Raw genomic sequence first — 23,879 nt, 5'->3', positions numbered from 1 at the left:
TCAGAAGCCTCGATTCCGCAAGAGGTTTTTCAGCAATGAAAAATGCTGCCGCAAGGCGGCTTTTGCGCCCAACTGATTGTTGTCCAAGGTGGCTGTGGCGCCGTTGTGCGTCCAAACAGACACAAGGCGCCGTGGCACTGTCGCGCGTCGATCTATCCCGCCTTCAGCGCCGGGCGTTTGCCGGTTGCGATGAGGCGTGCCGCCGCATAGGTCTGGGTGACGATCTCCGGAACGAGGTCGATGTCGGGCAGGCTGCCCACGCCGAGCGGCCCGATCGCAAAGAGGTTCGGCGTGCGGCCGCCGTTACCGAGCACTTCTCCGGTGGGGCTGACGGCAAGTCCGAGTTCGAGCTCGTCCGGCATGGCCAATCCGCCGGCAAAGAGGCTCTGGAACAACGGCGCTTGAAGGTCCGGCGCCGAGCAGCGGCAGTCGATCACCTGGTCGGCCCGCAGCAATTGCTCCTCCGATTGACCGGACCAGCGGACCATCAGTCCCTCCGGCACGCGCCGCCCGACCCATCCGCGGCAGAGCACGGTTCGCCCTTCGGCGAGCTCCTGCCGGAGGCGAGCGTGCACGGCTGCCGGCAGGCGGTTTCTGTGGCTGTCGTAGATGGCGCGCAGATGCCGGTTGAACTGGCGCTTCTCCCGCGCGGGAAGTGCCTGCCAGAGCGATCGGGCGCGGCGGCGAAGCCCGTTCATCGCCGATTGCCAGCTCTGCCCCTTGGCCTCGGCATCGGCACAGGCTTTGCGGACGAACCGAACGATCTCCCTCAGCGTCGACGGCATCGGGTCGACCGGGAAGCTCGGCGCCGCCGACAGGCGCGTATGCGTCTGCGGCAGGAAGCCATGCCGCGACAGCAGCGTGATCCTGCCGGCGTAGCCGCTGTCGCGCATCTGGAACAACTGGTCCACGACGCGAATGCCGCTGCCGAGCAGGACCGCGTGGCGCGGATCGACGAGCCGGCGGGCTCTCACGACCGGCTGCGCCTCATCGGGGATCTCGACGTTGCGGGCCCTGACGCCGAAACCCGTCGCAAGTACGACGACATCGCTTTCGTCGGTTCCGCCATCGTGAACGAGCGCGAAGCGGCCCGTGGAGAGCTTGCGCAGGCCGTGGACCGGCTCATGAGAGAACTTCACGGTGATATCGGACCGGCGCGCAAGCGCCTCGGAAAAGCGCTGATGGACGTAGTCGCTGAAAATGCCCTTGGGCACGAAAATCTGCTGGAAGCCTGGGATGGCCGCCGGCACCGCCGCACGGAACTCGCCGTTGGCGCAAAGCCAGTCATTGAAGTCGTCGGGCTGCCCGGCGGCAACCGACAGATCACGCACGCGGCTGTTGAGTATCTCCATGCTCTGCGCGGACGATAGGGCCTGGCCGCCGCTGATCGAGGGGTGCGGATCGTACATGGTCAAATGGAAGGAGACGCGGACAGACTTCATGAGCGCGATCGCCATCATGATGCCCGAAAATCCACGCCCGATGATGGCAATCTCGGGCTTCGACGAAATGCCGGTCGCCTGGGACGGTTTCGCTGCAAACAATCCGTGCACAGTCATGTGAGCTCCTTTGCGCCTCGGCCGCAGCCGGACCAGTCATGGGCAACCCCTACGCAGGACCTTGAGACACACAAATAGCTGCCGTTTGAATTTTCAGGGATGTCTGGACTACAGCGCGCACGTCTCACCGGACACGCAAGAGACGCTGTAGCACTTTGAATTGCTGCATGTTTTATCCTCAAATCGGTGCGATCTGAGGAAACATGCAGTAGCCGCACGCCTCCCCGGGAAGTCTCCGCGCCTTTGGCTGACCGTCCTTATACGGGATAGTCTATCAAGTTAGTATTTTATGACAAAGGGGCCGATCATCAAGCTTTTTGTTCGGGCCGCTCGTTTCAGCGGGCGCCGCGGATTAACGCGGCGCGCTCTTTCCGATTGAAATCAAAACACAATTGCCCCTCGTCGACGCTGCGCCGACCAGCATCAGCCATCGGCGATTATAACGTCCTCTGCTGCAACCCGACCGATATTTGGCGGATGAAAGAAAACGGTTCATGCTTCATACTATGAAAGAGGACCGATGCTAGCGAAGCAAAGAAAGTTCAATATCCATAAATTCTATAGAACAAGCTTTCTTACCCGGTGTAAGGTGATCGTTCAGTGATACGGTCCAACGTCGGGCGGGTCGCGCGAGATGCGGCTTCCGCCGGCAGCGGAATTCTTGGAGTCGATCGCGATGGTCCTGGATTGGTGCGATCCAAGCTCGTCGCGATCCATGGAGGATCGATATGGGAACCATCTCGCAGTTCGCCGACAAGACCAGGCCGCCCGCGCAGCGCATCGAGAGCGAGGAGGAGGCCCTGTCGGTTGCGAGAGAACTGGCAAGCCGGTTTGCGGACCGTGCGAGCGAACGCGACCTGGAGCGCGTTCTTCCCTATGAGGAACTCGATCAGCTTGCGCAATCCGGCCTGCTGGCGATCAGCGTTCCATCCGACTATGAGGGGATCGATGTTTCGAACGCCGTGCTTGCCGAGGTCGCTGCGATCCTGTCGGAGGCCGACAGTTCGATCGGCCAGATTCCCCAGAACCACTTCTATGTCTTGGAGGCGCTCCGTCACGACGGGACGGAGGAGCAGAAGAAGTTCTTTTTCGGCCGCGCGCTTGCCGGCGACCGGTTCGGCAATGCGCTTGCCGAAACCGGAACGAAGACCGTCGGCCACTACAACACGCGCCTTAGCGAAGATGGTGCCGGTTATCGCATAAATGGTCGCAAATATTATTCGACCGGTGTTCTCTTTGCCGATTGGATCGCAGTTTTCGCGCTCGATCCGGCCGACCAACTCACCATGTCTTTCGTCCCGCGCGGCACCGACGGTGTCCAGATCATCGACGACTGGGACAGTTTCGGGCAGCGCGTCACCGGCAGCGGCACGACCGTTTTGCAGAACGTCTACGTGAATGCCGGATCTGTCGTCAGGCATCATCGCGGCTTCGAACGCCCCGGCACCATCGGTTCCGTCGGCCAGATCATCCATGCCGGCGTTGATCTCGGCATCGCACGCGCCGCCTTCCGGGAAACCGTCGATTTCGTCCGCAACAAGGCCCGGCCCTGGATCGACGGCGGCGTCGAGCGAGCGTCGGAAGATCCGCTGACGATCGCCCGTATCGGTGAGATCGCCATCCGCCTGGAAGCGGCCACGGCGGTCGTCGAACATGCGGGAAAAAAGGTCGACGTCGCCCAAATCGATCCGACCGAGCAACACGCAACAGAAGCGAGGCTCGCCGTCGCCGCGGCCAAGGTCCTGACGACCGAGGTCGCGCTTGACGCCAGCAACACGCTCTTCGAGCTTGCCGGCACCGCGTCGACGAAGGTCGCGCTCAATCTCGACCGCTACTGGCGCAACGCGCGCACCCACACGCTGCACGATCCAGTGCGGTGGAAATATCACGTCGTCGGCAACTACCACCTCAACGCCGTCAAGCCGCCGCGAAATGGCTCGCTTTGATTGATTTCGCTCCGTGAGGCCGAGGTACGCGGGCGCGAAAAGTACCCCGGAGGGGATCGGAATTCCGGAGACAACGGCACGGAGATCTGTAAAGGCCTCAGCCGGCTTCGCTGCGAAGCGGCGCCACGGTCTCCTCCTTCTCGTCCTTCTCACCGTGGGCGAACTGTTCGAGCGTCATATTGTCGAGGATTCCGGCCATCGCGTCGCGCACGACCACCATCGAGCGCCGCACGTGACAGGTTTCCGGGTCCTGACAGTCGTCGCAAGCCTCGAAAGCGGTGCGGCTGGCGCAGCGGATCGGCGCGAGCGGGCCGTCGAGGGTACGGATCACCTGGCCGACGCGGATTTCGGCCGCCGGACGCGCCAGCGAATAGCCGCCGCCGGGACCCTTCTTGGAGCGAAGGAACCCGGCGTTCCTGAGTTCCAGCATGATCGTGTCGAGGAATTTCTTCGGCAAATTGTTTCGGACGGCGATATCGGTGATAAAGGCGGTCTCACCCGGCTGAAGCTGGGCAAGGTCAACCATTGCCTTCAGACCGTATTTTCCTTTTTTTGTCAGCATGGGACATCGCTTTCGGGAAAGTCTTTTGCTGCTGCATGTTCCTAGCCGATTTAAGGATAAAACATGCAGCAATTCAAAGTGCTAAAGCGTCGTTTGCGCGCCTGATAAGACGCGCGGCGCTGTAGCGGCCGGTCCGACACATCGGGCATCGCGCCGGCTGATACGCTTACTAGGCATGTTAGATATATGTTATATAGATCAACCACATTCCGGCGGCAAGAAATCAATTTAGTTCCCAGATAGATTTACTATGAAGCGCGCCGTCGCGTGCCGCCGAAGACGGAATTGCGGATCGCCGAACGCGCCTTCGAACAACGCCGGCGACTGCGAGTCTTCGGCTAAACACAGGATCGGTTCCATGCCTGCGGCAACCGAGCGTCATTCGCCGCGGCGGCGACAATGCGCCATCTTCCAGCGAACCCGGACGGCGAAGCTCGATAGGCCTTTTTGCCGCTTGACCGGCGGTCAGGCGGCCTGAATGGAATCGTCGACGATGACGACCGGTCGGCCCATGGAGCAGGCCTCGACGCGGGCTTCGACGCGATAGACGGATTTCAGCATCTCGGTCGTGATCACATCCGGCGTCGGGCCGCTGGCAACCACCGATCCGTTGCTGATGACGATGGTGTCGTCGCAATAACGCAGCGCGTGGTTGAGGTCGTGAAGCGCGATCAGCACCGCCATTCCGGATTGCGCCGACAGCCGCTTCATGAAGCCGAGCACCTCGATCTGGCGGAAGAGGTCGAGCGCCGACGTCGGCTCGTCCATCAGCAGCACTTCCGGCTTGCGCACCAGCGCCTGCGCGATCGAGACGAGCTGGCGCTGTCCGCCGGAAAGTTCACCAAGACCGCGGAAGGCGAGGTCATCGATCCTGAGCGCCGAAAGCACCCGATCGATTTCCGCGAGCTCGCCGTCCTTGACCTTCCAGCCGGATCCCTGCTTGGCCGAAAGCAGGACCGACTCGTAGACCGTCAGCACCGCATTCGCCCCGGTGTCCTGCGGCATGTAACAGATCGCCTCAGGTCCCTTCACCGTGTCGGAGAGATGGACAAGGCCGGGGCCGGCGGCGAGGCCGGCGATGCGCTTGAAGAGCGTCGATTTACCGGCAGCATTCGGACCGATGACGGCGGTCAGGCGGCCGCCTCTCAGCGTGCCGGTATTGATGTCGGACAGCACCGCGCGCCGCCCGTACGTCGCTCCGACATCCTCGAGCGTCAGGGCTACCATGACCGTCTCCTGTTGGTGAAAATAAGCACGAAGAAGAAGGGAACGCCGACGAGCGCCGTAATGATGCCGATCGGCAGCACCGCGCCAGGGATGAGCATCTTGCTGACGACGGACGTCACCGAAAGCAGAAGCGCACCGCAAAGAACGGAGGCCGGCAGGAAGAAGCGCTGATCCTCGCCGACCAGCATGCGGGCGATATGCGGCCCCACCAGACCGACGAAACCGATGGTGCCGACGAAGGAGACGGGGATTGCGGCGAGCAGGCTGACCGTCAGCATGGTTTCGAGCCGCAGGCGGCGGACATTGATGCCGAAGCTCGCCGCCTTATCGTCGCCAAGTCGCAGCGCGGTCAGCGCCCAGGCGTGGCGCGCAAAGAGCGGCACGGCGACGAGGAGCACCGCGCCGGTGATCCAGACCTTCGGCCAGGTCGCCTTGGTGAGGCTGCCCATGGTCCAGAACACGACTGCGGCGAGCGCCTGCTCGGAGGCCAGATATTCAAGCAGCGACAGCGCCGCGTTGAAGGTGAAGACGAGGGCGATGCCGATGAGCACGATCGTCTCGACGGTCACGCCGCGCATGGTCGAGGCGAAATGGATGAAGAGTGCCGCCACCATCGCCATCAGGAAGGCGTTGATCGGCACCATGTAGTGGACGGCGACCGGAAAGATCGCCACGCCGGCGACGAGCCCGAGCGCTGCGCCGAAGCCGGCGGCAGCGGAAATGCCGAGCGTGAAGGGGCTCGCCAGCGGGTTGGCGAGGATCGTCTGCATCTGCGCGCCCGCCACCGAGAGCGACGCACCGACGGTGACCGCCATCAGCGCTATCGGCATGCGGATGTCCCAAATCACCACGCGAAGCTGGTCGCCGACGGTCTCCGGGCGGAACAAGGCCGCCAGCACATCGGTGAGCGGATAGTTCGCCGGCCCGAGCGCCATGTCGACCGCCACCGACACGAAGAGCGCGGTGACGAGACAGGAGATCAACAGCAAGCGGCGTAGCACGAGGGCGCGGTAACGCCCGCGCCCCTCAATGCCGGAGAATTCCCCCACGGCCGCGACCATCATTCACCCCCTTGCGGAAGCGAGACGAAATAACCCGGGCGATAGGCGACCGGCAGGAATTTCTCGTGGAACTCGCGGAACGTCCGATCCGGATCGATGTCGGCGAAAAGCTCCGGGTGGAACCACTTGGCAAATTGCTGGATCGGAACGAACTCGTAAGGCGCTCCGTAGAACTGGTGCCAGACGGCATGCACCCTGCCCTCTTTCACCGCCTTGAGCGTCGTGAAGCCCGGGCGCTGCATCAGGGCCGAGAGCCTTTCCCGGGCGGCCGCCGGATCGGCGCCGCGGCCGACATTGACGAACTGGTTGACGTCGGACTCGGCAGCCCAGTTGCTGCCGGTGATAATCACGTGGTCCGGATCGGCGACGACGAGTTGTTCGGGGTTGAGATCAACGAAGGTTGTTGCGGCCACATCCGAGCCGATATTGTGGCCGCCCGCCTTTTCCACCATCTCGCCGAAGTTTGCGGGCCCGAATGTCCTGCAGCAGGCGGTTTCGCCGGTGATGCCGGGCGAGCGTTCGATGAAGACCTTCGGGCGCTTGATCGCGCCGGCGGCCGCCAGACGATCGGTTACCAGCGCGATCTGGGCCTGACGCCACGCGATGAACTCCTTCGCGCGTTCCTTCGCGCCAAAAAGCTCGCCGAGAATTTCGACGGATTTTACGCTGTTCTTCGCCGGGTCGACGCGGAAGTCGAGAAAGACGACGGCGATGCCGGCCGCGGCTGCCTTTTCGATGAAGCCGGATTCCTCGACCGCCTGCTGCGCTTCGAGATTCAGCGTCAGTACGTCCGGCTTCAGCGCGATCGCCGCTTCCAGGCTGAAATCGCCGCTCGGGATATAGCCGAACAGCGGCAGGTCCGCGATTGCCGGAAAGCGCGCGCGATAGGCAGCGTAGGAATCCGGATCCTTCGTGATCAGATCATCGCGCCAGCCGACGATCGTGTCGAAGACGTGTTCGCCCTTCAGCGCCGCCGCCACATGAATCTGTCGCGCCTCGCCAAGCAGGACTCGCTTGGCCGGGAGTTCGAGCTCGACCCGGCGACCGGTGACATCGGTGATTTCCGCGGCGATGGCCGGTGCAGCGATGAGCGCTGCCACGGCGACCAGCGCCGGGAAAAGTTTCTTGAACAGCGACATATGCAAACCTCTTGATGAGGGTGCCGAAGAGCCAGCCTTCCCTTCGGCGCCCGATCCTTATTGGCCGACATTCAGCGAGACGAAGTAGCCGCCCTTGTAAGGAAGCGGCAGGAAGCGCTCATGCAGTTCCTTGAAGGTCGCCTCGGGATCGAGATCCTTGAAGAGGTCCGGGTGCAGCCACTTGGCGATCTGCTGGACGGCGACGAACTGATAGGGGTTGTTGTAGAACTGGTGCCAGATTGCATGGACATTGCCGTCCTCGACGGCTTTCACGCCGGTGAAGGCCGGACGCTTGGTCAGTTTCTCGAGCTTTTGCCGTGCTTCGCTCTCGTCGGCACCGTAGCCGACACCGACCCAGGCGCCGCCCGGCACGTAACCCTGCCAGTTGCCACCGGTGATGATGATCTGATCCGGGTTCGCGGCGATGATCTGCTCCGGATTGACCGTGCCGAACGTCCCCGGAATGATGTCCTTCGCCATGTTCACCCCGCCGGCGAGTTCGACCATCTTGCCGAAATTCTCGTTGCCGAAGGACATGCAGCAATCTTCGGAGTATCCGCCGGCGCGTTCGACGAAGACGAGCGGCTTTGCCGCGTCGGCCTTGGCGAGTACGTCGGTTACCTTGGCGATGCTGTCGGCGCGGAACTCGATGAACTCCTCGGCCTTTTCTTCCTTGCCCATGAGCTTACCCATAATGCGCATGCTCGGCTCGGTGTTTTCCATCGGCTTTTCGCGGAAATCGACGTAGACGAGCGGGATACCGACCTTGCCGAGCTTTTCGATGTAGCCGGCTTCTTCTGTCGCGGTCTTGGCGTCGACATTCATCAGGATGACATCCGGCTTCAGCGCCACGGCCTGCTCGATGTCGAAGGTTCCGTCCTTCATGCCGCCGAAAGCCGGCAACTTGGCGATGTCGGGGTATTTGGCGAGATAGGCGGCATAGCTTTCCGGGTCGGCCTTGGTCAGGTCGTCGCGCCAGCCGACAACGCGCTTGAAAGGCTCTTCCCGGTCGAGCGCGGCGAGGAAATAGATCTGGCGTCCTTCGCCGAGAATCACGTGCTCGACGGGGACCTTGACCTCGACATCCCTGCCGGTGACGTCCCGGACCTTGACCGTTTCCGCCAATGCCGGGGCCGAAAAAAGGACGCAAAAACCCATGGCGGCGGTGGCCACCCTGTTGAAAAGCCTCATTGTTCTTCGCTCCGCTGAAAAATCTGCGCGATCTAATATTTCATGACTTTATTAGTCAACATTTATCTTTTAGAACGCTTCCAAACCTGCGTTTTAGGGGGTCGATATGAGCGACGTGGCAGAGCGGCGGAACTATAATCTTCGCGACGAAATCAAGGCCTATTGGTCGGAGCGCGCGGCAACCTTCGACCTTTCCCCCGGGCACGAGATTTTCTCCGAAGAAGAGCGTGCGGCATGGCACCGGCTGATTCGGCGCCATCTCGGCGAGGGCGAAGGCCGCATGGCGCTGGACCTCGCAAGCGGCACCGGCGTCGTCTCGCATCTGCTTGACGATCTCGGCTTCCGGGTGACCGGCCTCGACTGGGCCGAACCGATGCTCGAGCGGGCGCGCCACAAGGCACGCGAGCGCCGGCGCAAGATTTCGTTCCGCATGGGCGACGCCGAAAACACGATGGAGCCGGACGATCATTACGATGCCGTGGTCAACCGGCATCTGGTCTGGACACTGGTCGACCCGGCCGCAGCCTTTGCGGAATGGCTGCGCGTCTTGAAGCCGGGCGGCACGCTGCTGATCGTCGACGGCGACTTCGTCAATACGAATGCGCTGGAGCGGCTGTTCTCAAAGCTCAGCGCCTGGGGCCAGCGCGCCGGGCTTCTCAAGGCGGACACGCCATCCGGCTCCCGCCAGATGATGGAAACCCATAGGAGCATCCTCTCCCGTGTCCACTTCTCGCAAGGCGCCCGGGCCGAAGCAGTGGCCGATCTCCTGCGCAGGGCGGGATTTGTCGCCGTCGAGATCGATACCGATCTCCGCGAAATCCATCGGATGCAGGCGAGAAACTGGAATGTCTTCAAGGCACTCGCGCGCAAGAGCCAGCACCGCTATGCGATCCGGGCAAGCAAGCCGTCGAGCTGAAAGAGGGCCTATGATTGGTGGCTAAGCCGGGTCGAACATAACCCGGCGCTGATTTCGTGAAGCTATCGTTCTTCCGCCTGTTCGGCGAGGCGCTTCAGCCCGGGGATGTCGCAGAGGACGAGCTTCTGCCTGCCGCCCTGGACGAGACCGCGTCCTTCCCAGGCGCTCAAGATTCGCGAGACAGTGTGCAGTGTCGTGCCGGTCATTTCGGCGATATCCTGCCGCGAGATCGGGAAATCGATGCGCACCCCGCTCCGTTCCCGGCGGCCCGCTTGGGCGGCAAGGCGCAGCACGGCATGGGCGACGCGCCGTTCGACTTCCTCGGTCGACATTTCCCGGATACGGGTATGCGCCTCATCCAGCCGCTGGCCGATCGTATGCATGGCATTTACTGCGAGATGCGGGTTCATCTCGACGAAGACGTTCCAGAGCTCCGTCGGCCAGGCGAGCACCAGGCTTTCGGTCGCCGACGTCGCGGTTCCGGGATAGTCGTTGCGCTGAAGGGCGCGGGCAAAGCCGAAAAGATCACCGGGATTGACGACGCGAACAATGATCTGTTGGCCGTCCCGCGTCACCTGGGTGACCTTCAGGCGTCCATGCAGCAAGAGGTAGAAGAATTCCGCCGTGGCGCCCTGCTCGAACACCGCCTCGTTTTGCGGAACGCGCCGGACGGTCGCGTGCGCCAGCAGCTGATCGAGCTCCTGGTCGCTCATCTTCTGAAACAGTGGGAGTGATTTGACGAGAGTTCGGTCGAGCGCGGCCACTTCGTTCCTTGTCTTCTGCCGTTCGGATATGGCGGCTGCTATACCATACAGCACCGGAGCAAGAAAGGACTGTCCCGCGCCCTTGTCGTCCGCGCGGGGCCTCAACGGCCGGCCCGGACGTCATATGCGCTGTCATACCGCACCCTCGCGTCGCCGTTCATAGGCATAGAGCATACGAGCGTACCAGCGATCGTCACGCACGAGGCGGAAGCCGAGATTGTCCGGCGGAACGCCCACGGCACAGCCGCCGCTCTTGGGCTCGCGCACGAAGAAACTCATGGAGGCGCGGTGCTTGCCGTCGACGACATAGATGCCGCAGGCCGGCTGCTCCTTCAGCACCTCGCCGCGATCGCCGATCGTCACGCGGCGATGGCAGGTCCTGGTCCATTCCCAGACGTTGCCGCCGACATCGGCCACGCCGTACTCGTTCTCGCCGAACGTGCCGCGCGGCTGCGGGTGCGGATCGGGCGACTTCTGGCGGCTTGCCTCACGCTCATAGTCAGCGAGCCAGCGGAGCGCCGGATTATCGCTTTCGGCATCGATCCCCAGTGCATCGTCCGGAAATTTGCTGCCGGCGGCAAAGGCCCATTGCTCGTCTGTCGGAAGCCGCCAGACTTCTCCGGTCTGCGCCGTAAGCCACTTGGCGTAGTTCTCTGCGTCACTGTGGTTGACGCCCGTGACCGGCACGTCCTCAGCGCCACCCCCGGCCTCCGGCGCCTGGCAGGCGCCATCCTCGACACAACGGCGATATTCACCGAGGCTAACCTGATACTTGGTGATCGCGAAGGGTTCGCTGAGCGCGGCATCGACCAGCGGCGCGTCGACGGCCAAACCGCGTTTCAGGAAGTGTCCTTCAGCGCGATAACGCATCTGCCTCGTTTCGATGACGACGGTCTCCGGCCCCTGGATCGCAAGGCCGGAGACCGGTCCCACCGGATCGAACAGGCCGAGTTTCGCCGACAGTGTTACGCCGAGCGCGACGAGCAGAGCCGCCGGCACAGTCAGCGAGAGGATCGAGGGCGAAGTTTTCCGGTTCTTCTTGCTCATGGCTTGGTTTCCGGATGGGACATTTGTCGCTGCCGACGCGGGGAGATGGATGCGGCCCCGCGGCGGCGCTTCGTAAGTATCTGCTTACATCGATGCTGGCTTGACCACCGCCGTCATCAGGTCGTCGTTCCATTCGCCGGTGACCTTGAAATGGCCGGCAGCGCCGAGCTCGAACGCTTCGATCAGGTTATGGTTGACATAGGCATAGATGCCGGGTTGGCGGAACGTGTAGAACGCCGCGCCGGCCGTGCCACCGGGGATAAGCCATGTCTCCTGATCGAGGTCCGGCGGGTTGCGGAACTTGCCGGTCGCCCAGACGTAATCACCATGCCCGCCGATCAGGTGCGGCCGCGTATCGCGGTTCGCCTGCGAATGGATGATCAGCACTTTTTCGCCGACGGCGGCGGTCAGCGCGTTGTCGCCGGTAAGCGCGCCGACGGCACCGTTGAAGACGACGTGCGTCGGGATCAGCGTGCGCATGGCCTTGACCGTGTCCTCGTAGGCGTCGCCGGGGGTTTCGTATTTCTTGTAGTTGCCGGCCTCGTCGCGCGGCACGTAGAAATCCTGCTCGCCGACATAGTAGACGCGGTCATAGGTGAGCGGCTGGCCCATTTCGTCCTTGAGGCCGTCGCGCGGCAGCACCATGATTGCGCCGTTCATGCCCGAGGTGACGTGCCAGGGCACCATGCCTTCCGGCGCGCAATGGTAGACGAACACGCCCGGCTTGGTTGCCTTGAAGCGCAGAACTGCCTCTTCGCCGGGATTGACTTTCGTCAGGCCGCCGCCGCCGAGCGCACCGGTCGCGGCGTGAAAGTCGATATTGTGCAGAAGCATGTTGGTGTCCGGGTTGATCAGCGTGAGTTCGACGTAATCGCCCTCATGCACGACCATCAGCGGGCCCGGCACCGAGCCATTGAAGGTCATGGCGTTGATTTCCGTTCCGTCGCCGTCGATGACGAGCTTCTTTTCCTGAATGGTCATCGTGAATTCGACGATGCGGGGACTGGTCTTGGCCACCTGGTCATGGACATGGACAAAAGGCGGCTTGACGAGTTCCACCTTCACGCGCGGCAAGGTCGAGATGTCGACCGGCGGAGTGGCCGCCGCGGCGGCGGGCGCCGCCTGCGCCGTCGCCGTCTGCAAGAGGGGCGTCAAGGCGCCTGCGAAAGCCGCGCCGGCAAGAACCGTCCTGCGAGTCATCTGAAGCTGTTCACTCATCATCGCTCTCCTTGGGCATGATCGCGACACCGGAATTGTTGTCGAAAGATCACGCCAATATTCAACGTGTTACGGTTGCCATTGCCCCCAAGGCCGGCTGACCGTTGCTTTGACCGCTCTTTTTTCAGCGTTCGTATTCCAAGTAGAACCAGATGCCACCGACATCTTTGTCTTGGAACAAACGTTTGCTGGCGCCTTCCATATTTTCGAAAATTCACCTGCGCACTTTGTCGCACCCCCACCAATACTTGCGCTTTAGCAAAGCGCGCCAATACTTGCGTTTTCGCAAACAATGGGCCTTGGGCCGTGGTAGTCGATGCCATCCCGGCAATCCCCGGGATTCCGCAGACAGGATCGGACCATGTTTCATATGCGCAGCAAATCGCCGCCCCGTGGGGGCATACCGCGCGGGCTTGCCACCACCGGGCCCGTTCTCTTCTCCTATGGCTTCAGGCCGTTCTTTCTCGGAGCAGGTCTTTGGGCGGTCGGCGCGATGGCGGCGTGGATTGCCGCACTGACCTCGGGCATCGACATCGCGGGGAGTTATGGTGCCGCGCACTGGCATGCCCATGAAATGTTGTTCGGCTTCTCGTCCGCCGTGCTCGCCGGCTTCCTCCTGACGGCGGTTCCGAACTGGACCGGCAGGCTTCCCGTATCCGGTCTGCCGCTCGCCGGGCTCTTCGGTCTCTGGCTGGCGGGCCGGTTGGCGCTGCTCGCAGCCGATCTTCTCGGCCTGACGATGGCGGCTGTGATCGAAGCACTGTTTCTTCCGACGCTACTGGCGATCTGCGCGCGCGAAGTGATCGCTGGACGGAAGTGGAAGGACCTGAAAGTGATCGGCGGATTGGTGTTGCTGTCATGCGCCAACGTCCATTTCCACCTCGCCGTGCTCGCCGACGCCAACGTCGATACGGCGGCAAGGCTGGCGATCGGGGCATATGTCATGCTGATCATGATCGTGGGCGGACGAATTCTGCCGAGCTTCACGCGCAACTGGCTGAACAAGTTCGGCCGTAGCGATTTTCCGGTGCCCTATAATCGCTTCGACACGGTCGCCATCCTGGCGGGCATCGCGGCGCTCGCCTCCTGGGTGCTGGCGCCGGAGCACCTGTTGACCGCCGCAATCGCGACGGTCGCAGCCTTGCTTCATATTGCCCGCCTCTTTCGCTGGCGCGGCTGGACGACCTATCGCGAAAAGCTGCTCGTTGTGCTGCACGTCGCCTACGCCTTCGTGCCGCTCGGATTCGCCGGGATTGCCGCGGGCGCGCTCGGCGCGCTCGGGGAATATCCGGTGATGCACATCCTGACCGTCGGCGTCATCGCGTGCATGATGCTGGCGGTGATGACCCGCGCAAGCCGGGGTCACACCGGCCGGCCCTTGACGTCGTCGCCGATCACCAGCGCATCCTATGTGGCAATCATCGGCGCGGCACTCCTGCGGCCTTTCGCGGAAATCGTGCCGACCTATTATCACCTCCTGGCCGCCGTATCGGGCGCCCTGTGGATAGGCGCATTCACGCTGTTCTGCCTGGAATACGGGCCGATGCTCTTGCGCAACCGCCGCGCGCCGCGCGGCGCCTGATATCCCCACCGCGTCGACATCGGGAGCCTGGCCGACGTAACCTCGGCCAGGCTCTTACTGCTTGAGGCGCAAGAGAGCCTTCCGCGCCTCCTCAGCCAGCGCGTGGTCCGGGTGCCGGCGAATGAAGCGCTCATAGGCCTCGACCGTGTTCTTCGCCTTCACCCGCTCGAACTCCGACCTGACGGCGGCCTCGGGATCCGGAGGCTTCTGCATTTCTACCCCGCCTGCTTTCGTCGCGCCTTGCACAGAGGTCGACATGCCTATCAGGAGGATGGCGAAACCGACCGATTTCAATAATCTGCGCATGGCCACAAAAATGTCTCCAATTTTAACGATCGGCTTATAAGAATCGTATCTCGCGGCAGCTATTGTCCCGGACGCGAGTTTCAAGGCTCTACAGCGCAGCGCGTCTGATAAGACGCGCAAAGGACGCTGTAGCACTTTCAATTGCTGCATGTTTCCTTAAATCGGCGACGATTTAAGGAAACATGCGGTAGACGCCATCACGTCAAGAGTGGGAATTTGCATGAGCGGAACGGGCAAATCCATCAAAATTGTGAAGCCGAGCGGGAACAGCCTGATTGATGGGGTGCTCTCGAACGTGGCCTGGAACGGCACGATCACCTATGCCTTTCCCACAGCCACCGGCAGCTACAGCTACAGCGGAGAAAAGAACAGCGGCTTTGCTGCGGTATCGGCCGCCCAGAAAAACACCGCACTTTTCGCGATGGAACAATCCTTCGGTTCCGCCGCCAATGATGGCTTCTCGGTCGAAGGCTTCACCAACGCCAGCCTCGCCCTCGGCAACGCCAACACCGCGACAGTCCGATTCGCGCAGTCGAAGGTGCCGAGCACGGCCTACGCCTATTATCCGGGTACCAATGCAGAAGCCGGCGACATCTGGTTCGGCACCGCCTATGCCGGCACGGTGAACGACTATCGCACTCCGGTCGCTGGAAACTACGCCTGGCATACGCTGCTGCATGAGCTTGGCCACGCACTCGGCCTGTCGCACGGGCACGAGGCCGACGACTTCGGGGCGCTGCCCGCGCAATACAATTCGATCGAATATTCGATCATGACCTATAGCGGCTTCGTCGGCTCCGGCAACGCCTACTGGTATGAGCGCTACGGAGCGCCGCAAACCTTCATGATGGCCGACATCGCCGCGCTGCAGGAGATGTACGGCGCCGACTTCACGACCAACAGCGGTAACACTGTCTACAAGTGGACACCGGGCAGCGGCGCTACGCTGGTCAACGGCGCGACCGCCATCGCCCCGGGCGCCAACCGGATTTTCGCGACAGTCTGGGATGGCGGCGGCACCGACACCTACGACCTCTCGGCCTACAGGACCGGGCTCAAGATCGATTTGCGCCCCGGCCAGGCTTCGACCTTCAGCGCCGACCAGCTCGCCTATCTCGGCGGCGGCCCGAACGACGGCTTCGCACGCGGCAACATCTTCAACGCCCTGCTTTACCACGGCGACACGCGCTCGCTGATCGAAAACGTTCTGGGCGGATCGGCCAACGATTCGATCATCGGCAACCAGGCTGCCAACACGCTGCGCGGCTATGCCGGCAACGACGCACTGAGCGGCGACCGTGGCAACGACTTGCTCGACGGCGGCGTCGGCAATGACAGCCTTTATGGCGGCGCCGGAGCGGACAGGCTGACCGGCGGGACCGGAGCCGATCGGTTTCTCTTCAAGTCACTCGCGGAAACGACCGTCGCCACCACCGGCCGTGACACGATCTACGACTTCGTCGCCTCGCAATCGGACAGGCTCGATCTTTCAGCGATCGACGCCAATACGACGGCGACGGGGAACCAGGCATTTGTCTTCGTCGGAACAGCCGCGTTCTCCGGCGGCAAGGGCGAGCTGCGCTACGACCGCGCGACATCCGACACCTATATCTATGGTGACGTCAACGGCGACAGGAAGGCGGATTTCGCCATCCACCTCGACGATGCCGTTGCCATGCAGAAGGGTTACTTCATCCTCTGAGCGGCTCACCCCGCTCGATGAAGCGCTGGCAGCAGCATTTCAAAGTACTGCAGCGTCCTTGTGCATCTGATAAGACGCGCGGCGCCGTAGCCACGCCGCCTCTCATCGCCCGTATGGCTCCACAGCCGTAGCCATCCTGTCCGGCGTCCATGGCGGCTCGTAGGTCAGCCGCACCTCGGCATATTCGACGCCGGGGACATACCAGACGCAGTTCTGCACCGCCTCCTTGAGAAAGGTCGTCGCCGGGCAGCCCTTCACGGTGGTCGTCATGGTGACGCGCGCGACGCCGCCCTCCAGCACCTCGATGTCATAGATCAGACCGAGGTCGACGACGTTCGATCCCAGTTCCGGATCGATGACGATCCGCAGCGCCTCGCGGATGCGTTCGACCAGTTCCTCGGTATCAGGCGCCGACATGATGATCCGGCTTTCCGACCCGAATGAGGATGCGATAGACCTCGCCGGTCACATCGAAGTTCCCGGCCCAGCGATGGCCGCGTTTGGCGAGTTCGGGGTAGAGAAACAGCGGCTCCCGCGCGAGCAAGGCAAAGAGCACTTCGCCGACTTCCATCTTCTCGAGCGCGGCGAGGATGCGCACCATCGGCTCGGGTGGATCGAGATCGGTCAGGTCGAGCTGGCGTGTCGGATCCGGCCATCCGTCCAGGTTCATGTCCCCGCCCGACACGCGAATGTCGTCGACCTGCTCTTGCGGTGTGAACAGCACGGCCCAGTCGCCGTTTCCGAGGGCCTCCTCCTGGTGGGAAAACCCGCGCCCGGCCATGACGCTGAAGAGCGGCACCGGCCGGAACGAGGCGATGAGTCTCAGGGCCTGCCCGGGGACGAGGTTGTCGGCGGCGTTCATGATCACCTGAAAGGGATCGCCGCCGCCGCGCAATATCGGCCGGACGTCGAGTTCATGGGGTTCTATGGTCATGGTTGTCTCCATAACTGGAAGGATGGCAGGAAGAGGTGCGGACGTTGAGCACCTGTCGGCAAGCGGAGGCTGACTGGTACGTTCGAGAGCCGGCGCGCCCGGGTAAACTCAAGGACAAGCACCAAGATTGCGACCAATTGGCAAAGGCTGGCAAGCCGGAAAAGCGGCTCCGCACCGACCGAGAGACTGAGGGTCGCGACAAGCATCGATGCGTAGAACGCGCGAAACCAGCCGAGCGCCCGCCTTTCGACGACCAGATCCTGGACGCGCGGCGTCGGGGTGCGGCCGAGCGCCGGACCATAGCATTCGAGCCAGGTCATGAAAGGAATGATCTTGTAAAGTTGCGCAAGGCCCATGCCCGTCAGCCAGCCGAAAGCGACAAGATAAACGAGCGAACCGATACCCTGTTCGATGCGGCCAGTCACGATCAGTCCCACGAAAAGCACCGTGGCGGCTGCAAGCGCGCCAAAGGCACCGATGCTCGCGCGGATGTTGAGCTCGATTTCCCGCCTCCTTCGCTCCCGGTAGATCCGGAAGATGTCACTGGCATAGACCACGACCGCAAGCACGCCAAGAAAGGCCGCAAGGAGCAACAAAGCAAAACGGCCGATCGAGCCCGCCAGAATAAGCGGAACGACGCCGGCTACCAGGCCAAGCGCACCGCTGCCGGACAGCCAGACGATCCTGCTGCTGCGGCGCTCCCCATCCGGCGAAAGCATGAACATGGTCAGGAGACGATAGCTGACGCCCATTGTTGTAAAGGTCAGCCAGCCGCCAAGGCCGAGTACGGCATGCAGCGAGACCCCTTCCAATGTGAGGGCGATCGCAGCATCGGCTCCCGCCACGCCGCCGAGGACGAAGGCATAGGTTCCGCCGAGCAGCACTGTTACGACCAGCGCGCCGAGGCCGATGACGACGAACCGCGCGGTGAGCGGCAGCGGCCGCGCGCGCCATAACGTCACCGCGAAGACGAACCCGATTAAGGCAAAGCCGGCTATCGTCAGAACCGCCGCCACCGGCAGCGCGATCGGCGGCAGATCGACACTGCCGGAAAGACCGACGAAACCGACGACCAGACCGGCGATGCCGGCTACGAGAAGCACGAGCGCAGGAAGGGCGAGATGGGTGCAGCAAAGCGGCCGGCCGACAAGGACCGGCACGAATTGCAGCAGCGCACCGGCCATCAGCAGGCTCAACCAGCCAAGCGCGATCGTGTGAACCAGCGCCAGGGTTTCGGGCGCCTCCATGGCGGCGGCGGGATATCCGTAGCCAAGGACCATCATCGTCTCGCCGATCAGGAGAAAGGCGAGCGCGGCAGCGAAATAGGACATGGTCCAGCGAGAAAGCGTGGCCCCGAACATCTCGATTCACCTGGTTGACCGGATCACGCGAACCCGAGGCGCCGCGCCAGATCAGACGCACAAAGGACGCAGCATCTTGAATTGCTGCATGTCTTTATCCTTGAACCGGCTACGATTTAAGAACATGCAGTGGCGAGGTCACGTGACCGGCTCTGATAGGCAGGCGTGGAAAGCGGCCGCCGCTCAATGTCCACCGCAGCAGCAGTCGCAGCCGGAAGCCTCGTGGCGCCCGATTTCGACGCGCCATACGTCGGGCCCCTGTTCCAGATACTCCCAGAAGAATTCGCCGGGATGTCGCGCTTCGAGCTGGTAGTGGAGCGGTCGCGGGTCGTGGTCATTGATGAGGATGAGGGAACCACCCGCAGCGAGAGCATTCAGCATGCCGAAAATTTTCGGATGACGCTCCACCGGCGGAATGGTCCGGACGTCGATGAAGGGCTTTGATTCCGTTTCTGCAGTTGTCATGAGGGATCCGTTCGCCGCCGCCGACATTGTTCGCTTCTCAGGGGCAAGGCGGCGTGATCGCCCCGGATTTGAGAAAACTAGTCGGGGCGGCAACGCTGCATTTTGTCGAAGCGCAAACAAATTCCGGATTGAGCAACGCGCCTACTGCAGCGTCGCGCGTCTTAGGATCGCTGGATGTTTCTTAAATCGGCGACGATCTTAGGAAACATGCAGTACTTGGCATTTCGCAAAGAACGGTCCGGCATCGCACCCTAGGGTCGGGTCATGAATTCCCACATGACCATAGGAACCGCCATGCACGCCTCAATCCTGCAGAAGTACGGCGAAATGCGCCTGCCGCGTTACACAAGCTATCCGACCGCGCCACGTTTTGCGGACACGATCGATCACGAAACCTATTCCGAATGGTTGGCGGCGATACCGCGCGAACAAGACGTATCGATCTATCTGCACATCCCCTTCTGCCGTTCGATGTGCTGGTATTGCGGATGTCACACGACGATCACCCGGCAGGACGAGCCGATCCTCGACTATCTCGCGGTCTTGAAGGACGAGATCCGGATGGTGGCAGCCCGCACGCGCCAGCCGCTTCCGATCGGCGAAGTGCATTTCGGCGGCGGCACGCCGACGATCATCGAGCCGGAGGAATTCCTCGCCCTGATCAATCTGTTGCGCGAGCAATTCTCCTTCGACGGATCGACCGGCATCGCGGTCGAGATCGATCCCCGCCGACTGACGGTCGAGATGGCGGAAGCGCTTGGCGCCGGCGGCGTCACCCGCGCCAGTCTCGGCGTGCAGAGCTTCGATCCGGTCGTCCAGAAAGCCATCAACCGCATCCAGAGCGAGGCACAGACGGCGGACGCCGTACACCATCTGCGCCGGTCCGGCGTCGAGAGCATCAATTTCGACCTGATCTACGGCCTGCCGCATCAAACCGTCGACTCCTGTATCGCAACCGCGAAGGCGGCCCTGGCGATGCGGCCGGAGCGCTTTGCCGTCTTCGGCTATGCGCACATCCCCTCCTTCAAGAAGCATCAGCGCATGATCGACGAGAACGCCCTGCCGGACGGTGCTGCCCGCAATGCCCAGGCGATGGCCATAAGCGAAACCCTCGTCGCCGCGGGCTACCGGCAGATCGGCCTCGATCACTTCGCCCTGCCGCACGACGACCTCGTAAAAGCCCAGGACACCGGAAAGCTGCGGCGCAATTTTCAGGGCTACACGACCGACAATTGCGAAACGCTCATCGGTTTCGGCGCGTCCGCCATCGGCCGTTCACAGGAAGGCTATGCGCAGAACGAAGTGGCGCCCGGCCTCTACGCCCGCCACATCGCGTCCGGCCGCCTGGCGACGGCAAAGGGATATCGCCTGACCGGCGAAGACCGCATGCGGGGCGAGGTCATCGAAAGGCTGATGTGCGACTTCAGCGCCGATGTCGCTGCAATCGCCGCGGCGCACGGTTTCGACGCTCGTCCGCTTATCGACCAGAACGCCAAGCTCGCGGTGCTCGCCGACGACGGCGTGCTGGACGTTGCCGACGGCGTCATTCAGGTGCGGCAGGATCACCGCTTCGTCGTCCGCGCCGTCGCCGCCGCCTTTGACGCCTATCTCGAGCAGTCGCAAAGGACGCACAGCAAGGCAGCGTAAAGAGAACGTTCGCGGCAGCAAAAGAAGAGGCCGGTGCGAACCCCGGCCCTTCACCAAATGTGGATCTTACGTTGATTTCCTGACGAACCGCTGCGGCGCAAAGGCTGAGGGTGTTTGTCTTGCTCAAGAAATCTGAAGTAGTGGAAAAATGCGTTTGCCTCACCCCAGGGTCTCAATAAAATGTGGGTCTTCATCCGCGCCGCGGCCTGACAGGCGAGACCTCACGGCCAGTCATGGAGGAGCGGGATGGCAGAACCGGGGAGCAATGCACCCCGAGGGCAAGCGGACTGCGCACTCGAGGTGTTCGCCGAGACAGTTATCATTCGTCGCGATCCAGCCGGCGGGCTCGACGCGTCCGTGATCGAGGAGATCGTACCACCAGGCGTGGCTGCACCGCTGCACCGCCATAGCCGGGAGGATGAAGTCTCCTATGTGATCGAGGGCACATTTCGAATCTGGCGTGGTGATGACGTGTTCGACATCGGTCCTGGCGGTATCGCACTGTTACCCCGCCATCAGGTCCACTCCTTCAAGAATATTGGCACTGCCTCCGGACGCCTCCTGACCGTCATTCTACCCGCAGGCTTTGAACGCTTTTTCGAGGTGGTTGCCCAGCTCGGTTTGGGAGACGAGAACCTGGACGAGATCGCGACCGTCGCGGCGGACCAGTTTGGACTCGAGATAATGGGTCCGCCGCCGGACTGAGGTGCGGTCCATGGCGAAGGCCTGTGGCTGTTGCACAGACATTCAACCACGAAACCACATCTCAGTTAGGGCTGGGCTGGGCTGCGGTGCGGACCGGGCCATTCCGTGGCTCCTCCGTCGCCCCTATCCGGCAAGGCCGCGATAAATGGCGGGAAGTGCGGCCGGTAGGCGGGCAATGTTGCCGACCATGGCATAGCCGTTCTGGCCGAACATCGTCGGCACATAGGAACGCGCCTCGCGGTCGACAGTGACGGCAAAGGTGCTGATCCCGCTTCGGCGCGCCTCCGACACGGCACGCCGGCTGTCTTCCAGCGCGAAGCGTCCCTCGTAGTGGTCGACGTCGTTCGGCTTGCCGTCGGTCAGCACCAGCAGCAGCTTCTTGCGGTTCGGCTGCTTGCGAAGTTCGGCCGAGGCGTGCCGGATCGCCGCGCCGATACGGGTGTAATAACCGGGCTTGAGCGCAGCGATCCGCGCCTCGACGAGACCGCTCATTGGCTCATCGAAAGCCTTGACGGTTTCCACCCTCACCCAGTCGCGCCGACGCGACGTGAAGGTCAGGATCGAATGATTGTCGCCGCAGGCGGCCAGGCCATGCGCCAGGATCGTCAGCGCCTCCTTCTCGACATCGAGCACGCGGTGATCGTCCGACCAGGAATCGGTCGAGAGGGACACGTCGACAAGAATGGTGACGGCGAGATCGTGCGCCTGCGGCCGGCTCATCAGGTGAATGCGGTCGCTTCCCTGGCCGCCGGCCGCAAGATCGGTGCGTGCGCGAACCACAGCGTCGAGATCGAGGTCGGCACCGTCGATCTGCGCGCGCAGGATCTCGTGACGCGGGCGCAGCACCTCGAACTGGCGCCGTACGCGACGGATGAGGCTTTGCGTCTCGGATGTCAGTTCGGCGCGGTCGGCGAGCGCCGAAGCGGGGGAAGCCAATACACGGCAATGGTCCTTGAGATAGGTGCCGGTGCGGTAGTTCCACTCCGGATAAGTATGTTCGGCCGTCAACGGTGTGACGTCGACCGCCTCGGGCGGCAGGTCCAGATCGAACCGGAAGCGTGCGGACGGGCGCCCCTTCCGTTCGCCGAGCGTCATCTCGTCCAGCTCTTCCGCCGCCTTCGCGTCGTGGTCGTCGCTGTCGTCGGCTGGCCGATCGACATTGACCATCTCCGCCATCGCAAGGATCTTCTCGAAGCGATTGAGAATGAAGGGGCTGCGGTCGCCCTTGCGGTTCTCGGGGTTCTCGCGGGTCGCGACATGACGCTCGGTCTCGACGGCGGGCGACGCCGCCCCGCCCTGCGCCGGCTCATCGTCCTCGCGCCGCGTTTCCGTCTCCGCGCGCGCCAGCGCATCCGGCCAAAGCGGCAGAGGCAGCATCGGCAGATAGCCCGGCGGCGCGCGATGCGGGAAGATGACCGGCAGGTTCTTGTCCGGGTCCCCGGCGGCCTTCCGCAGGATACCGAGGATGCGGTTTTCGACATGCTGTTCGATGGATGGCAGCGCGCCTCGGGTCCGTTCTGCAAGGACGGCTGCCGCCAGCCGGCGGTAACGCGCGCGCATGCCCGGAAACGCGCCCAACACGGTGGCGACCGTTGCTTCCGCACGGGCGAGTGCGGTAAGGTCGCGGCGGAGAAGATCGGCCTCCGCCAGCGGCTCCAGCGACATCGTCGCCATATAGGCAACAAGCCAGAAATAGAGGTCGCGATTGAGCTCCTTGTCCGGGAAAAGATCGATTTCCGCCGGCAGCATCAGCGATGCGTGATCGCGCCCGGGCTGCGTGAGCTTCTCTTCCCCGAGGCCCACTCTCTGACGCCACTTGAGCCTGTGGGCCGAAGTGCGCCCACGTGCCGGGGCGATCTGCACTGCGTTCTCGCCGCCGTGCCCGCGGAACGAGATCGCGAGCACCGGCAGGAGATCGGCGAGCCGCACTGCGTGCTCCGGGTGGCGCCGCCACGTGCGCGTATTGCCGATGAAGCGGTGCCAGGCACGGCCGACCGTTTCTTCCAGTTCGAGGAAATCGAGCATCGCCAAGACCTCAGGCTATCAGGGAATCGGCCACTTCCAGCAGAGCGGCCCTGACGTCGGGCTCGTCGGTCAGGGGCTCGATCATGGCAGCGCGAACAGCCTCCTTCGCCGGCATGCCGGCATCGATCAGGCTGGCGCAGTAGACGAGCAGGCGGGTCGAAACGCCCTCTTCGAGATCGTGGCCCTTGAGCGCTCTCAGGCGTGCGGCGAGGTCGACGAGCCGCGCCACCTGCCCCTCGGCAAGCCCGCTTTCCGCCGAGACGACGGCGACTTCCTGCGCCTTCGGCAGGAAATCGAACTCGATCGCGACGAACCGCTGCCGGGTGCTAGGCTTCAGGCTCTTGAGGAGATTCTGGTAGCCGGGATTATAGGAAACGACCAGCATGAAACCGGACGGCGCCTCGAGCATCTCGCCGGTGCGCTCCAAGGGCAGCATGCGGCGATCGTCGGTGAGCGGATGCAGGACGACGGCGACGTCCTTGCGCGCCTCGACGATCTCGTCGAGATAGCACACGCCGCCCT

Annotated in this window: 22 protein-coding genes; 6 read left to right on the top strand and 16 right to left on the bottom strand. The window is 62.9% G+C overall.

The features are described 5' to 3' along the window. Nucleotides 1–152: 152 nt before the first annotated feature. Nucleotides 153–1,559, bottom strand: a complete 1,407-nt coding sequence (locus QN222_RS24675; protein ID WP_283964095.1) for an FAD/NAD(P)-binding protein — start codon at nt 1,557–1,559, stop codon at nt 153–155. A 728-nt stretch (nt 1,560–2,287) separates the two neighbouring features. On the opposite strand from QN222_RS24675, the gene QN222_RS24670 reads away from it, so the two are divergent. Then, entirely contained in the window at nt 2,288–3,505 is a 1,218-nt protein-coding gene (locus tag QN222_RS24670) for an SfnB family sulfur acquisition oxidoreductase (RefSeq protein WP_283964094.1), read from the top strand. Between the two features lie 97 nt (nt 3,506–3,602). Here QN222_RS24670 and QN222_RS24665 read toward each other — a convergent pair whose 3' ends face one another. From QN222_RS24665 to QN222_RS24645, 5 genes are all read right to left on the bottom strand, one after another. Next, the gene (locus tag QN222_RS24665) at nt 3,603–4,067 is read right to left on the bottom strand and encodes an Rrf2 family transcriptional regulator (RefSeq protein ID WP_283964093.1); all 465 of its coding nucleotides are present in this window, start codon (nt 4,065–4,067) and stop codon (nt 3,603–3,605) included. 465 nt (nt 4,068–4,532) lie between these two features. Beyond that, entirely contained in the window at nt 4,533–5,294 is a 762-nt protein-coding gene (locus QN222_RS24660; protein ID WP_283964092.1) for an ABC transporter ATP-binding protein, read from the bottom strand. Further along, nucleotides 5,288–6,358 carry an iron ABC transporter permease gene (locus QN222_RS24655; protein WP_283964091.1) on the bottom strand — a complete coding sequence of 357 codons (1,071 nt, stop codon included), beginning with the start codon at nt 6,356–6,358 and terminating at the stop codon, nt 5,288–5,290. Before QN222_RS24655 ends, QN222_RS24660 begins: the two co-directional genes overlap by 7 nt. Next, nucleotides 6,355–7,494 (bottom strand): ABC transporter substrate-binding protein, encoded by a 1,140-nt coding sequence (locus tag QN222_RS24650; protein ID WP_283964090.1) that lies wholly within the window; start codon nt 7,492–7,494, stop codon nt 6,355–6,357. Before QN222_RS24650 ends, QN222_RS24655 begins: the two co-directional genes overlap by 4 nt. 57 nt (nt 7,495–7,551) lie before the next feature. Beyond that, nucleotides 7,552–8,685: an ABC transporter substrate-binding protein gene (locus QN222_RS24645; protein ID WP_283964089.1), complete on the bottom strand. Its 1,134-nt coding sequence runs from the start codon at nt 8,683–8,685 to the stop codon at nt 7,552–7,554. Between the two features lie 106 nt (nt 8,686–8,791). Between QN222_RS24645 and QN222_RS24640 the strand changes: the two genes are divergently transcribed. Then, nucleotides 8,792–9,601, top strand: coding sequence for a class I SAM-dependent methyltransferase (locus QN222_RS24640; RefSeq protein ID WP_283964088.1), 810 nt, complete (start codon nt 8,792–8,794; stop codon nt 9,599–9,601). A 62-nt stretch (nt 9,602–9,663) separates the two neighbouring features. On the opposite strand, the gene QN222_RS24635 is transcribed toward QN222_RS24640, so the two are convergent. The 3 genes from QN222_RS24635 to nirK all read right to left on the bottom strand — a co-directional run bounded on the left by QN222_RS24635 (nt 9,664) and on the right by nirK (nt 12,630). Further along, nucleotides 9,664–10,365 carry a Crp/Fnr family transcriptional regulator gene (locus tag QN222_RS24635; RefSeq protein WP_336621040.1) on the bottom strand — a complete coding sequence of 234 codons (702 nt, stop codon included), beginning with the start codon at nt 10,363–10,365 and terminating at the stop codon, nt 9,664–9,666. Nucleotides 10,366–10,497: 132 nt separating this feature from the next. Continuing rightward, a complete protein-coding gene (locus tag QN222_RS24630) occupies nt 10,498–11,412 on the bottom strand; it encodes a formylglycine-generating enzyme family protein (protein WP_283964087.1) in 915 nt (304 codons plus the stop codon). Nucleotides 11,413–11,496: 84 nt separating this feature from the next. After that, nucleotides 11,497–12,630 carry a copper-containing nitrite reductase gene (gene nirK / locus QN222_RS24625; RefSeq protein WP_283964086.1) on the bottom strand — a complete coding sequence of 378 codons (1,134 nt, stop codon included), beginning with the start codon at nt 12,628–12,630 and terminating at the stop codon, nt 11,497–11,499. A 361-nt stretch (nt 12,631–12,991) separates the two neighbouring features. Between nirK and QN222_RS24620 the strand changes: the two genes are divergently transcribed. Continuing rightward, entirely contained in the window at nt 12,992–14,212 is a 1,221-nt protein-coding gene (locus tag QN222_RS24620) for an NnrS family protein (RefSeq protein ID WP_283964085.1), read from the top strand. Between the two features lie 54 nt (nt 14,213–14,266). Here the strand turns inward: QN222_RS24620 and QN222_RS24615 are convergent, their stop codons facing one another. Next, the gene (locus QN222_RS24615; protein ID WP_283964084.1) at nt 14,267–14,425 is read right to left on the bottom strand and encodes a hypothetical protein; all 159 of its coding nucleotides are present in this window, start codon (nt 14,423–14,425) and stop codon (nt 14,267–14,269) included. 313 nt (nt 14,426–14,738) lie between these two features. Between QN222_RS24615 and QN222_RS24610 the strand changes: the two genes are divergently transcribed. Then, nucleotides 14,739–16,220 carry a M10 family metallopeptidase gene (locus QN222_RS24610; RefSeq protein ID WP_283964083.1) on the top strand — a complete coding sequence of 494 codons (1,482 nt, stop codon included), beginning with the start codon at nt 14,739–14,741 and terminating at the stop codon, nt 16,218–16,220. 102 nt (nt 16,221–16,322) lie between these two features. Here QN222_RS24610 and QN222_RS24605 read toward each other — a convergent pair whose 3' ends face one another. The 4 genes from QN222_RS24605 to QN222_RS24590 all read right to left on the bottom strand — a co-directional run bounded on the left by QN222_RS24605 (nt 16,323) and on the right by QN222_RS24590 (nt 18,980). Then, nucleotides 16,323–16,637 carry a metal-sulfur cluster assembly factor gene (locus QN222_RS24605; RefSeq protein WP_283964082.1) on the bottom strand — a complete coding sequence of 105 codons (315 nt, stop codon included), beginning with the start codon at nt 16,635–16,637 and terminating at the stop codon, nt 16,323–16,325. After that, the gene (locus QN222_RS24600; RefSeq protein WP_283964081.1) at nt 16,624–17,154 is read right to left on the bottom strand and encodes a DUF2249 domain-containing protein; all 531 of its coding nucleotides are present in this window, start codon (nt 17,152–17,154) and stop codon (nt 16,624–16,626) included. The genes QN222_RS24605 and QN222_RS24600 overlap by 14 nt, the downstream gene beginning before the upstream one ends. Further along, complete coding sequence (locus QN222_RS24595) at nt 17,151–18,515, bottom strand: hypothetical protein (protein WP_284005630.1); 1,365 nt, start codon at nt 18,513–18,515, stop codon at nt 17,151–17,153. Before QN222_RS24595 ends, QN222_RS24600 begins: the two co-directional genes overlap by 4 nt. 183 nt (nt 18,516–18,698) lie before the next feature. Beyond that, complete coding sequence (locus QN222_RS24590; RefSeq protein ID WP_283965712.1) at nt 18,699–18,980, bottom strand: DUF2249 domain-containing protein; 282 nt, start codon at nt 18,978–18,980, stop codon at nt 18,699–18,701. Nucleotides 18,981–19,274: 294 nt separating this feature from the next. Between QN222_RS24590 and hemN the strand changes: the two genes are divergently transcribed. Further along, entirely contained in the window at nt 19,275–20,627 is a 1,353-nt protein-coding gene (gene hemN / locus QN222_RS24585; protein WP_283965719.1) for an oxygen-independent coproporphyrinogen III oxidase, read from the top strand. 246 nt (nt 20,628–20,873) lie between these two features. Beyond that, a complete protein-coding gene (locus QN222_RS24580; RefSeq protein WP_283965713.1) occupies nt 20,874–21,332 on the top strand; it encodes a cupin domain-containing protein in 459 nt (152 codons plus the stop codon). Between the two features lie 123 nt (nt 21,333–21,455). On the opposite strand, the gene QN222_RS24575 is transcribed toward QN222_RS24580, so the two are convergent. Together QN222_RS24575 and QN222_RS24570 are read right to left on the bottom strand one after the other, a co-directional pair. Continuing rightward, nucleotides 21,456–23,357, bottom strand: coding sequence for a nitric oxide reductase activation protein NorD (locus tag QN222_RS24575; protein ID WP_283965714.1), 1,902 nt, complete (start codon nt 23,355–23,357; stop codon nt 21,456–21,458). A gap of 10 nt (nt 23,358–23,367) precedes the next feature. After that, nucleotides 23,368–23,879, bottom strand: a 512-nt coding sequence (locus QN222_RS24570) for a CbbQ/NirQ/NorQ C-terminal domain-containing protein (RefSeq protein WP_284005629.1), incomplete at its 5' end; no start/stop codon positions are given.

It is taken from the genome of Sinorhizobium sp. 6-70, assembly GCF_030124375.1.
Classification (GTDB): domain Bacteria; phylum Pseudomonadota; class Alphaproteobacteria; order Rhizobiales; family Rhizobiaceae; genus Sinorhizobium.
This window is presented reverse-complemented; position numbering and strand designations above follow the sequence as displayed.